This is a genomic window from Psychrobacter sp. JCM 18901 (assembly GCF_000586435.1).
Lineage (GTDB): Bacteria > Pseudomonadota > Gammaproteobacteria > Pseudomonadales > Moraxellaceae > Psychrobacter.
In genome coordinates this window covers 14,895-27,343 of the sequence record NZ_BAWH01000021.1, presented here as the reverse complement: position 1 = coordinate 27,343, position 12,449 = coordinate 14,895, and the positions used below count along the sequence as shown (strand labels likewise).

Here is a 12,449-nt window from a genome sequence, read left to right as displayed (position 1 = left end):
CAGCAGTGATATATGTCTTAGATTTTAGACAAACCAAACATCGCTGACTGTCGCCACCCACTGCAAAAGAGCCTTATATAAAAGAGATAGCACCATGGCAAAACGCTTAGAAAATAACTTCCAGTTTTTTAGATGTACCAAGATTTGATCCAACCAAAAAAGACATTGCAACGCGTTCAACAGAGTTTGTTGAAATTTATAAGCCTTTTGAAAATGAAGCTGTTGCTCAGCAAGCGCATCGTTGTCTTGAGTGTGGCAACCCGTACTGCGAATGGAAATGTCCAGTACACAACTACATTCCTAACTGGCTAAAACTGGCCACAGAAGGCCAAATATTTCAGGCAGCTGAATTGTGCCACCGTACCAATACCTTGCCTGAAGTGTGCGGACGAGTTTGCCCGCAAGATCGTCTATGTGAAGGCGCTTGTACGTTAAATGATGGTTTTGGTGCAGTGACTATTGGTAATGTTGAAAAATATATCAACGATACCGCGTTTGCACTTGGTTGGCGTCCAGATATGTCTGAAGTCGTTTGGACAGACAAAAAAGTCGCTATCATTGGCGCAGGACCAGCGGGTCTGGGTTGCGCGGATATTTTGGTCAGAAATGGTGTCAAACCAGTTGTCTTTGATAAGCGTCCTGAAATTGGTGGCTTACTGACATTCGGTATCCCTGAGTTCAAAATGGAAAAAGACGTCATGCGCAATCGCCGCGTGATCTTTGAAGACATGGGTATCGAATTCCGTTTAGAGACAGAGATTGGTACAGACGTCACCATTGATGAGCTATTGGCTGAGTATGACGCGGTATTTATGGGTATGGGTACATACACCTATATGCGTGGCGGCTTCGCTGGTGAAGAGCTAACAGGCGTCTACGATGCGTTAGATTACCTGATTGCCAACGTGAACCGTTGCAATGACTGGGAAAAAGACGCTGAAGAGTACATCGACTTTAAAGGTAAAAAAGTGGTGGTACTCGGCGGCGGCGATACCGCAATGGACTGTAACCGCACCAGTATCCGTCAAGGCGCCGAAAAAGTAGTTTGTGCCTATCGCCGTGACGAAGAAAACATGCCGGGTTCACGCCGCGAAGTGGTCAATGCTCGCGAGGAAGGCGTCGAGTTCTTATTTAATCGTCAGCCAACAGAAATCATCGGCTTAAACGGTAAAGTTAATGGCGTAAAAGTTGTTACTACTCAGCTGGGTGCACCAGACAACCGTGGTCGTCAACGCCCTGAACCAATTCCTAATTCTGAAGAGATCATCATGTGATGCAGTCATCATGGCATTTGGTTTTAGACCAAGTCCTGCTGATTGGTTTGAGTCTCAGCAAGTGGGGATGGACAGCTCTGGTCGCGTACTAGCAGCCGAAAAGCAAACCTTCAAATTCCAGACCCAAAATCCTAAAATCTTCGCTGGTGGCGATATGGTACGCGGTTCTGACTTGGTTGTGACAGCGATTTGGGAAGGCCGCGAAGCTGCGGAAGGCATTTTAGACTACCTAGAAGTGTAATACGCTAGCGCAATAGACTATTATTCATTAATACTGACGCAGTTCTCCATGAATAGTTTGATAAGTAATTTGATAAATAATCTTCAATAGCGTAGATTTCAATATAGTGTGCTAGGATATTTTTTTATAATGCCTTTTACCTGTGAATAATGGGTAAAAGGCGTTATTTTTTTGCCCGTCATTTTGCTGATAGAATATCCATTTATACTTACCCTTAGTTATTGAGATATTTTAATAATCCTTTACTAAAATATCTCACTTAAATATTCCAACCAAAAAGAGTAGCCTTGCGTGAAACCCACCCTTTATCAGCGTATCACTGCTCCATTTGTCGAACCCTATGTTCGCTACCAACATGCAGATATCCTACATGCCACCCGACTAGGTACGGCTGTGATATTGGCTTTATTGGTCAATAAAATCACCAATCTTCCGCACGGTGAATGGACGACTATTACCGTATTTATCATTCTAGGGTTATTGCAATACCAAGGCGCTATTTATACCAAGGCTAAAGAGCGCGTAATCGGTACTTTGTTAGGTATTGGTACTGCGCTTGGGGTGTTATGGTTTAATCAGAACGCAGGCGCATGGTTGTGGGTGGACTATGCGCTCATTGGTCTGCTCAGCGGCATCATTGGCTATTTAGCCGTCAGACAGCTTGGGTATACAGGGCTGCTAACGGGCATCACTATGTTGATGATTGTCTCTGATTTAGGCAATAATAGCATTGGTCAAGATGGCATCTACCGTGCCTTAAATATCTTACTGGGGACAGGCATTTCGGTAGCAGTGACGCTAATTTTGCCGCTCAAATCAACGTTGATGTGGCGGTTCTTATTGAGTAGTAACCTTGACGCTTGTAGTAGTCTCTATGCAGGCGTAGGTCATCATATTGACGCAACGGATGGAGTAGTGGACGACTCTGTTCAAAAGTTAAAACCAGTAGCCCTTCCTGTTAAGGAAGTACCCGTTGATAGAGCGTTGGTCACAGCGTTACAACAGATCAATAAACGTCTGCTGGCTGTGCGACCACATATCGCGGCGACAGCAAGTGAGTCAGGTATTGAAAAGGAAACGCTAGAGACGATTCAACGTACCCACCGTAATATCATTGGGACGATTGATTTACTGTTAAGTGCGGCACCGCGCTTGGCAAATATCGAAATTGATGAAGAAAACCATGTTTTATTGGTACATTATCAGCATGAGCTAACCCAAGCGATGCAGCATATGGCAGCGGTGTTACGTAGTCCAAGCGATGAAGTATTTCGACCCATTACTCGTATTGCTGTCTCGGAGTATCCAAGCGTACAGCACCTAGCATTTGAGTGGCAGGGCTATTTCTGGTTGACACAAACCTTGCAGACTCAGTTGCAGCAGCTGAGTGATTTACTGCAAACATCGAAGCCGCATTGGTTTGCTGCATCCGGTCTGGGCTATCAACGCCGCGAGCAGCGCCGAATGAAAGAGCAGGGCGGCGAGACGGATTTACATTTATAGCGCAAAAAAACGCTGACCATTTAGGATCAGCGTTTTTATTTTTCAAAGACTACTTTATTCTAAAATGCTAAATCAAAACTATTAACGACCAGTCTTTAGCTTATCCCAGTACTGTTGATACACTTGCAACGCCTCATCGCCCACATCTTCTTGGAACTCAGCTTTCGCTAATACTTCTTTAGAAGGATAAATCGTTGGATTGTTTTGGACGCTCTCATCCATCAGCTCACGCGCTGCTATGTTTGGTGATGCGTAGCCAATCTCTTCGCTGACAATTTTTGCATTTTCAGGACGCAATAAGTAATCAATAAATTTGTGTGCTGCATCAACTTGCTTGGCGTTTTTTGGAATGACAAAGTTGTCCATCCATAAGATAGCGCCTTCGGTTGGATACTTATAAACCAAGCTAGTCAAACCTTCGTCATTGGCCATGACTGCTTCACCATTCCATGTCATACCAAGCGCAGTCTCACCTTCGATATATGGCATACGTGTCGCATCAGAGTTAAAAGTTTTGACGTTTGGCATCAACGTGGTGAGCTTATCGTAAGCGGCTTCGATTTCGTCAGGATTACTACTGTTACCTGAGTAGCCAAGAGTCAGCAGTGCCATACCAAAGACTTCACGCACATCATTAGTCAGCATCACCTGACCCTTATACTTAGGATCCCATAGGTCATTCCAGCTATTGACAGTTTTCGGATCGACACTGTCACCGTTAATGGCTAGACCAGTGCTGCCCCACATATAAGGGATAGAGTATTTGTTGTCAGGATCAACTTTGGTATTGGTAAATGAGGTATCAAGGTTTTTAAAATTGCTCAATTTAGACTTGTCTAGCTCTTGTAGCAGTCCTTCTTTCGCCATTTTTTTCGACGTAATAAGTCGATGGAATCGCTAAGTCATACTGACTAGAATCATCCAATAGTTTGAGCTTGGCATACATCGCTTCGTTAGAGTCAAACGTGGTGTAATTAACTGAGATGCCAGTTTCTTCTTCAAAACCATCTAAAATCTCTTGCGGCATATACTCTGACCAGTTGTAAAGGTTCAGCGTCTCATTACTCGCCGCAGCACTGCCATCCGCTGCATTGTCAGAGTTGCTACAACTGGCAAGCACCAAGCCGACAGCCGCCGCTAACAATGCTTTTGGCACTATACGACCGACACTAGCCGAGGTGTGAGTAGTGGGATGGGACGATGATAAATGGGTCAAAATATCTCTCCTAAATAAAGATAATGCAAATCAGAAAAATTCAATAAAAAAAGTCAAAAAGATAAAAGCCTGACATGGCCAATAAAACCATTATGGTCATTAATTTATACAAATTAAAGGGTTGTTACTAAGGTAATGCTCAATAATACTAATAAAAATAGCCAGTTGGGCTAATGAGATGAGTAGCAAAACTAACTTAATGACAGCTAATTTTGGGTAGAATTGCTAGCGAGCTGCTAACGTCGAATCGAAAAAAGATAGCATATAACCATGCTATGATTGGCGCAGGCCGAAGTATGACGAATATCATCTAAGTAAGTATAAGCCTTTGGCTCTAAGCCGCCAACCATACCATAATAATAAGGGATACAGCACAATGACCGAAAGTACCTCAACTCAAAACGCCTTCAATAAAAGCCACTCAGTTATACCGGCATTGCTTACGGATAAAATCGCAATCGTTACCGGAGCCAGTCGTGGACTTGGTGCACAGATTGCACAGCAAATGGCGGCAGCAGGCGCTATCGTTTGCGTCAACTACCTCAATAGTAAAGAGGCTGCTGAGGCAGTAGTGGCTGATATCATCGCGACAGGTGGCCAAGCATTTACTTATCAGGCGGATGTCACCGATCTTGAGCAAGTGCAAGCAATGGCAGCTGAAGTCATCACTCGTCATGGACGTATCGATATACTGGTCAATAATGCTTTGCCGAATTATCAGTTCAATCCAAGCGCTGCGTACACCAGTATTGAAACAGTAAAGTGGTCGCATTTTTCACAACAAATGGACGGTATTGTTAAAGGCGCAGTCAATACGGTGCAAGCAGTGCTTCCGCAAATGAAAGCGCAGCAAGTAGGTAAAATTATTAATATCTCAACCAATCTTGTCTACAACCCAGTGGTGACCTATTATGATTACACCACGGCTAAATCAGCGTTGATTGGACTGACTCGCAACCTAGCAAGCGAGCTTGGACAGTATGGTATTCGGGTTAATTTGCTGGCAGGTGGATTATTAAAAACTACCGACGCAAGCAGCTTAACCACTGAAGAGGTATTTGATTATATCGCGACTACAACGCCGCTGCGCCAAGCGACTTCGGTAGCTGATTTTGCCAATTCAGTATTGCTCATGGCATCTGATTTGAGTGCAGCTATCACAGGACAGTCGATCGCTGTTGACGGTGGTTTGACGATGCCTTAATTGAGGCCTTAACTGATGCCTCAACGCTCTATTGGATTTGTAGAAGGGATGAAATGAATACTCGACAAAGTATTGGAATCATCACCGCTACAGTTTTCAGTTGAAACGTCTATATAAAATTAGCCCATAACAAAAAGCCCTTACTACTCGGTTAGTAAGGGCTTTTTTTAAATAAACATTAATGGTTTTATGTGCCTGAACAGTCTTATGACTTCATTGCTAACTGATTAAGCACGGTTTGGATACCATACTCTTCGATTGTCCCAGTGACAAAGTCAGCGCGTTCTATTAAAGCTGGCTGTGCATCTCCCATGGCTACAGCAAATCCAACCAAGTCGAACATTTCTAAATCATTCATACCATCACCAAATGCCATACATTCGCTTGCATCTACATCATAGTATTTGCATACATCTTTGATACCGCGGGCTTTTGACGCATCTGCTGGCAATATATCAGCACCAATCTGATGCCAATGCACCAGCTTTAAATCATACTGGGCAAAGTCGATGTCTTGCATCTTTTCTTGCTGATTGTTAAAAAATACCGAGCACTGATAGACGATATTTGATTTGTAGTACTCAGGGTCAAGGATCGAGTTGGGTGTGACCGCATTGAACTCGCGCAAACGTTCATTTTCACCTGACCAAGCGATATGAGTGGCAGAGTCAAACTTATGAATCAAATCACTCTGCTGACACAGGCGTACGATTTTATCTGTCTGTTCAGCCGTTAGCGGGTAGTGGCTGATTCGGCCGCTTTTATCGAAACTATATTGCCCATTCATACAAATAATAGCATCCAATATATCTGCATCAAGCAACGCTAGAATGTCTTCAGGCAATATGGCTTTAGAACGACCAGTCGAAATCACTAGTTTAATATCGGTATCTGCAAGCTGCTCAAGCGTCGCTTTATTGTGTTCAGCGATGATGCCGTTACGGCTCAAGGTATCATCGATGTCAAAAAAAGATGATTTTTGGGGTCGAAATCTTAGTAGTCATACTTTCTTTGGCAATCTTATCTTCGATAAACATGATGATCCTATTATTTTTAGTCGTGTAGTTACAATGATTCAGATACTACTACAACACACCCAATCAGATAAATACCTATCGAGTAACCTATGATACTGCAAGCATGCTTATTGAGTCAGCATTAGCATAGTGAGCTTTGCGGTTGCTCATTGCTTGTCCAGAGGATTAACAAAAATGCTAAACGATATGATTAACTTAACCGTGTTTATTTATTATAAAGTTATATTCAATTATCAAAATTAATCTACGAAATAAGATGGACTATCGTTATTAATGCATCAGCTACCTAAAGGAATAAGTATGAAATTCTTTACCTTAAAATCGGTTACAGTTTTGGCAACAGTGGCTTTATCTGCTAATGCTTTTGCAATGGATGTTAAATTTAATGATGCTGCTTGGGATGGCAAAAAAAGTACCTGAAGGTCAGCAATGTCTAAATTATAATGGCAAAAGTCCAGCCACGCCTAGCATGACTGTTTCAAACATTCCTACAGGCGCGGAAAGCTTGGTATTCGTCTACAACGATGTAAGCAACAAACGTATGCAGCATGGTGGACATGGTATCGTGGAATTTGCATTACCAGAGGGTGCTACGAGCGCAGAAGTGCCACGAGTATTTGGTCATACTTACGAAGTACCAGTCGGTATTGAGATGGTCGCAGAATACCGTAACCGTAAAGGTGAGGCGGGCGGTGCATATAAGCCACCTTGTTCTGGCGGCAAGAACCATCTGTATACGGTAGATGTACAAGCATGGCAAGGCGACTCGGTACTTGCTGAAACAACAGTTGAGATGGGTCGGTATTGATACGCTAGCTATTCAATTAATATGCAGCAATTAGTGTGCAACAATTAGTATGTAATAAAGCCGTCTATACAAAACTGTTTATACATAGCGTAGACGGCTTTTTATTGAGGGTAGGTTATGTTTCATATACCTATAAACGGGCTAGCTTAATAGACATTAAAGAATCTGATTGATGTTTATAATATTTAGTTAATCAGTAAACGTGGCTCAGTCATATAAGGGCATTAAGGTAGGGCTATAGGAAAATATAGATTAGGCTTGTCAACTATTGGAATAATGCCAAGATACTGAACGTGACAACTTTGTAGTATAATTTTACTACTATGGATATCGGTATGCTATATCATTGAAACTTCTATGTTATAAATCTAAAAAATCATAGCAAATGATAAAAAAACGTTATTAATTATACTTTATCTTAAAGTATACCTTGATTTGAATGAATTTTTTTATAAATAAGGTTTCTTATGAACATAACGACAAGCCAATCCTCAGAAGATAGAAAAAGGCATGGCGAGCATATTCTTATCCACATGACATATATCGCCAAAAATGTCGATCTAGATTCTGGGATTGAGCTGACTCGCGCACTTGAGTACTGGCGCAGATATTTTGAAGAAAACGATATCGTTTCAGCTTTAGTCATTAGCGAAGGTTATTTCGTTCAAAGTTTTCAAGGGACAAGGCCTGCTATCAATACTGCCTTGGAAAAAAATACTTGACGAGCATTCAACTATTGTCCCTAATATTGTGAATATAGATGAAGTCGAATCGCGCCAATGGAATGGGTTTTTAGTTAAACATCTAACCTCAAGTGTTGAAGACGAAGAGCATGCCCTAAAGAACTTTTCAGCAGGCTCTGACTACAATCCTTATCTAATGAAAAGCTCTCAGATTGAAAGCTTTTTAAAGGCGATATTCGAAAATGCTGAATCCAATTAATTTTTAATGAGTAGCATTTATTTCTTAAGTATTTATCTCTTAGAATAGGTAATAGCCAATTGTCCTAGCTTTCACTAAAAAGCCGTCTATATGTTTGTATAGGCGGCTTTTTAGTGAAACCAAGTTAGCAGTATCGGTACAGGATGTTTTCTTAGCAACTGGATAAAATATTGGCGGATGTTCATAAGTGACTAGTCATACCTGACTCTTGCAGGATTTAAATACTAAAAACGCCTTGGTGATACCTGTTTTTATCATATTATTTTAAGGTATGGATGATAAGAAGCTGATCAATTCCCAAGAGTTTTATTGATTATACTTTATGATAAAGTGTATATTAATTTATATACCTATTATATAAATGGATTTTCTTATGTATATAACGACCAATCAAACGTCAGAAAATAGGAAAAGACATGGCGAGCATCTGCTGATTAGCCTAACGTATATCGGTAAAAATATTGAAATGAAAACAGGTATAGAGTTGACTCGTGCTCTTGAACAGTGGCGAAGATACTTTGAGGAAAGTGGGTTAGTTGCAGCGCTTGTGATCAATGACGGTTACTTTGTTCAAAATATTCAAGGCTCAAGACCGGCGGTCAACGCTGCTCTAGCGAAGATAATTGATGAGCATTTCAAGATTGTTCCTAATGTTGTCAAGGTGGAAGAAATAGAAGCGCTTCGGTGGGATGGGTTGGTAACCAAGCACCTGACGGAAAGTGCCGAAGATGAGGAGTATGCCTTAAAAAGTTTCTCAGCAGGGTTTGATTTCAATCCTTATCTAATGAAAAGTACTCAGATTGAAAATTTTCTAACAGCGATATTTGAAGGGGCTGAATCCGATAGGTTTTAAGTGAGTAGCATTTACATATCATAAGAGTCATCTATTTTAATTGGCGTAAAAAAGCGTCTATAAAGTATCTTTTGATTTAGATAATTTTTTTATAAATAAGGTTTCTTATGCATATTACTACCAGCCAACCTTTAGAAGATAGAAAAAGACATGGTGAGCATATTACTCTCAGCCTAACGTATATTGGCAGAAATAGTGACAGTAATCATGGAATAGGGTTGGCTCGTCTGCTTGAGCAATGGCGAAGGAATAATGAAAAAAAAGTGGTGTAACCTCAGCGCTTGTCGTGAATGACAATTACTTTATTCAAAATATTGAAGGTCCAAGACCTCTTATCAATGAAATACTAGTAAAATTAATCAGTGAGTACTCTTACCTAGTACCCCACCTCAGTGAGATTGAGGAAATAGAAGAACGTAGGTGGGATGGGTTTTTAATAAAATATTTAACATCAAGTGCAGAAGACGAAGCATATACTAAAAAGCTTCTCGGCAGGTGTTGACTTTAATCCTTATCTAATGAAAAGTACTCAGATTACAAGCTTCCTGAAAGCGATCTTTGAGGATGCTGTATCTAATAAGTCTTAAATAAGTTATCTATTCTGATTAGCGTAGAAAAGCCGCCTATACTATTTATGGGCGGCTTTTTGATAGGAACTGTTTAATTTTATTAGTTAAATTTTGAACTAGGATTTCCAAAATTTAACTAGTCAAACTACCCAACCTCAACACTCGTCACGTTCTGAAAGCCTCTTGGCAACTGTCCACCACGATTACCGCGAACACCCGTATAGTTAGCCAAATCATTTGGCTTGAGTGTCACATGGCGTTTGCCAGCAGTAATGACAAGGCTGTCCTGCTGACTAAGTGGTGTGATTGCGAGCACTTCTTCACCGTCTTTTAATTTAATAAGTTTGTTCCCTTTACCGCGAGCTTGTTCAGGCAAATCATCGAGGGCAAATATCAGTAGGTATCCTGCATTGGTCGCAACGGCAACATGATCAGGTGTCACACGTATATTGCTACTTTCACCTTCTGTATTAGCGGCCGTCTCTACTGGCGCATCGATACGTGCAACAGGAAGTAGTCGACTGTCAGATGCTAGGTTAATAACATTTTTACCTGCTTTTTGGTTGCTATCGAGATTACCAATGGTATTGATAAAACCATAACCTGCCGAGCTGGCAAGGATAATGCGTTGATCGTTATCACCCGTTAGTAGCTGCTCAAAGCTAGCGCCTGCTGGCGGCTTTAATACACTGGTCAATGGATCGCCTTGACCACGTGCAGATGCTAAATTATGCGCATCGATACTATAGCTGCGTCCCGTACTGTCGAGTACGTAAATCCTTTCGTTTGATTTGCCGCGCACGTGCGCTTGATAGCTGTCACCTGAGCGGTAACTCATACCAGCAGCATCGACATCATGGCCCTTGGCGGCACGAATCCAACCTGCCTTTGATAAGATGGCAGTGACCGGCTCACTCGGTACGAGATCTGACTCTTTCAGTGCTTGTGCTTCTTCGCGTTCTGCCAATGGTGATACACGCTCATTGCCATGTTCTTTCATATCGGCAGTAAGCTCATCGATCATCAGATTGGTTAGACTGTCTGGATTGTCTAAGTATTCTTGAATGATGGCACGTTCGGCAGCAAGTTCATCTTGCTCGCGGCGCAGCTCAATCTCTTCTAATTTTGCCAACTGACGCAAACGAATATCCAAGATAGCATTGGCTTGAATGTCAGTCAGGTCATAATCCTGCATCAAGGTCGCTTTTGGATCATCCTCTTCACGAATGATGCGAATCACTTCATCAATATTCAGATAAGCAATCAGTAAGCCCGCCAAGATATGTAAGCGTTTATCGATTTTATCTAGGCGATATTGCAAGCGTCGCGTGACCACCGAGCGGCGACAGATTAACCATTCTTCCAAGACTTCCTTTAAGTTTTTCACCTGCGGCTTACCATTTAAGCCAATCATATTCATATTGACGCGGTAATTGCTTTCTAGGTCAGTACTGGCAAACAGGTGACTCATGACACGATCGACATCGACTCGCGTTGAGCGCAACTCAAGGACGATACGGCAGGCATTTTCGTGATCTGATTCATCATGAATATCCGTCACCCAAGGCAGCTTTTTATCGGTCATAAGCTTAGCTATTTGCTCTTGGATTTTGTTGCCTGAAACTTGGTAAGGAAGCGCATCAATGATGACGAGGTTTTTTTCTTTAGGGTCAACATGAAAGGTGGCACGCATCTTATAACTGCCACGTCCAGTTTCGTACATCGCTTGCAAATCTTTTTTGCTAGTGATGATTTCCGCTGGTGTCGGTAGGTCAGGTGCAGGTATCGATTGGGTAAGCTGCTTAACCGATAGCTCTGGGTTTTTAAGCAATCGAATAGCCGCACGTACCACTTCATTAAGATTATGCGGTGGAATATCGGTTGCCATACCAACCGCGATACCTGTCGTACCGTTTAATAAAATATTAGGCAGGCGGGCAGGTAGGGTCGTTGGTTCTTGCATCGTGCCATCGAAGTTATCTTGCCAATCGACCGTGCCTTGTCCCAATTCTGCGAGCAACGTATTGGCATAAGCCGACATTTTAGCTTCGGTATAACGCATCGCGGCAAAGGATTTCGGATCATCTGGGCTACCCCAGTTACCTTGACCAGTGATGAGTGGATAGCGATAGCTGAACGGTTGAGCCATCAGTACCATTGCCTCATAACAAGCGCTGTCACCATGCGGATGGTATTTACCCAATACATCACCGACCGTACGCGCGGATTTCTTGGCCTTAGCAGAGGACTTCAGCCCAAGCTCGCTCATGGCATAGACGATGCGACGTTGGACAGGTTTTAGACCGTCAGCGATATTTGGCAACGCCCGATCCATGATGACGTACATGGCATAGTTGAGATAGGCCTGCTCAGTGAACTCTGCGACTGAACGAGTATCCATCGGCTCATTGGGAATAATTGGGGCGATCGTATGATCAATAACATCAGACATAAAATAGGATTCACTTATCAGTTTTAATAGGTATAGATAATTGGTTCAAGCATACAAATAGGATAGTGCTATCGTAAAGGATATTGCACCAATTAAAAAGACGTATGTCAGAATATACGACATCTCGTGACGTGCTTAAAACAAGCGCTTATAAGGGTCTTTTATAGTATGTTGATTCATAGCTTTTATAGATTAAGTTAAGTATAGTAAATCTAATATTTGTTTTTTATATGGTTAATAAATATCTTAAGGTTGAATCATACTTATTTAGGATATTTTGTCTATCATCAATCCAAAAACAGTAGGTACAGAATAGCTTTAATGCAAAATTAATAACTGAAAGTATGACA

At 41.8% G+C, this 12,449-nt stretch carries 12 protein-coding genes and 1 pseudogene; 9 read left to right on the top strand and 4 right to left on the bottom strand.

Features of this window, described 5'->3' with window-relative positions:
- Positions 1 to 94 precede the first annotated feature (94 nt).
- Both TT11_RS13805 and TT11_RS13800 read left to right on the top strand, forming a co-directional pair.
- A pseudogene (locus TT11_RS13805) lies at positions 95 to 1,515 on the top strand (glutamate synthase subunit beta).
- A gap of 291 nt (positions 1,516 to 1,806) precedes the next feature.
- Entirely contained in the window at positions 1,807 to 3,018 is a 1,212-nt protein-coding gene (locus TT11_RS13800; protein WP_261870869.1) for an FUSC family protein, read from the top strand.
- Positions 3,019 to 3,099: 81 nt separating this feature from the next.
- On the opposite strand, the gene TT11_RS13795 is transcribed toward TT11_RS13800, so the two are convergent.
- Positions 3,100 to 3,885 carry an extracellular solute-binding protein gene (locus TT11_RS13795; RefSeq protein WP_261870868.1) on the bottom strand — a complete coding sequence of 262 codons (786 nt, stop codon included), beginning with the start codon at positions 3,883 to 3,885 and terminating at the stop codon, positions 3,100 to 3,102.
- Positions 3,845 to 4,234: a PotD/PotF family extracellular solute-binding protein gene (locus TT11_RS13790; RefSeq protein ID WP_261870867.1), complete on the bottom strand. Its 390-nt coding sequence runs from the start codon at positions 4,232 to 4,234 to the stop codon at positions 3,845 to 3,847. The genes TT11_RS13795 and TT11_RS13790 overlap by 41 nt, the downstream gene beginning before the upstream one ends.
- A gap of 376 nt (positions 4,235 to 4,610) precedes the next feature.
- On the opposite strand from TT11_RS13790, the gene TT11_RS13785 reads away from it, so the two are divergent.
- Positions 4,611 to 5,438 carry a 3-oxoacyl-ACP reductase gene (locus TT11_RS13785; protein WP_261870866.1) on the top strand — a complete coding sequence of 276 codons (828 nt, stop codon included), beginning with the start codon at positions 4,611 to 4,613 and terminating at the stop codon, positions 5,436 to 5,438.
- Between the two features lie 205 nt (positions 5,439 to 5,643).
- Here the strand turns inward: TT11_RS13785 and TT11_RS13780 are convergent, their stop codons facing one another.
- Positions 5,644 to 6,387 carry an HAD family hydrolase gene (locus TT11_RS13780; RefSeq protein ID WP_261870865.1) on the bottom strand — a complete coding sequence of 248 codons (744 nt, stop codon included), beginning with the start codon at positions 6,385 to 6,387 and terminating at the stop codon, positions 5,644 to 5,646.
- 488 nt (positions 6,388 to 6,875) lie between these two features.
- On the opposite strand from TT11_RS13780, the gene TT11_RS13775 reads away from it, so the two are divergent.
- The 6 genes from TT11_RS13775 (at position 6,876) to TT11_RS17455 (ending at position 9,580) form a co-directional block, all read left to right on the top strand.
- The gene (locus tag TT11_RS13775) at positions 6,876 to 7,283 is read left to right on the top strand and encodes a hypothetical protein (protein ID WP_261870864.1); all 408 of its coding nucleotides are present in this window, start codon (positions 6,876 to 6,878) and stop codon (positions 7,281 to 7,283) included.
- Positions 7,284 to 7,750: 467 nt separating this feature from the next.
- A complete protein-coding gene (locus tag TT11_RS13770) occupies positions 7,751 to 8,005 on the top strand; it encodes a hypothetical protein (RefSeq protein ID WP_261870863.1) in 255 nt (84 codons plus the stop codon).
- 28 nt (positions 8,006 to 8,033) lie between these two features.
- Positions 8,034 to 8,225, top strand: coding sequence for a hypothetical protein (locus TT11_RS13765; RefSeq protein WP_261870862.1), 192 nt, complete (start codon positions 8,034 to 8,036; stop codon positions 8,223 to 8,225).
- A 373-nt stretch (positions 8,226 to 8,598) separates the two neighbouring features.
- The gene (locus TT11_RS13760; RefSeq protein WP_201580311.1) at positions 8,599 to 9,078 is read left to right on the top strand and encodes a BLUF domain-containing protein; all 480 of its coding nucleotides are present in this window, start codon (positions 8,599 to 8,601) and stop codon (positions 9,076 to 9,078) included.
- Between the two features lie 107 nt (positions 9,079 to 9,185).
- Positions 9,186 to 9,350, top strand: a complete 165-nt coding sequence (locus tag TT11_RS13755; protein WP_261870861.1) for a hypothetical protein — start codon at positions 9,186 to 9,188, stop codon at positions 9,348 to 9,350.
- Between the two features lie 14 nt (positions 9,351 to 9,364).
- Positions 9,365 to 9,580 carry a hypothetical protein gene (locus tag TT11_RS17455; RefSeq protein WP_370587862.1) on the top strand — a complete coding sequence of 72 codons (216 nt, stop codon included), beginning with the start codon at positions 9,365 to 9,367 and terminating at the stop codon, positions 9,578 to 9,580.
- 212 nt (positions 9,581 to 9,792) lie between these two features.
- Here TT11_RS17455 and parC read toward each other — a convergent pair whose 3' ends face one another.
- On the bottom strand, positions 9,793 to 12,099 hold the full coding sequence (parC, locus tag TT11_RS13750) for a DNA topoisomerase IV subunit A (RefSeq protein WP_261870860.1): 2,307 nt from the start codon (positions 12,097 to 12,099) through the stop codon (positions 9,793 to 9,795).
- Positions 12,100 to 12,449 lie beyond the last annotated feature (350 nt).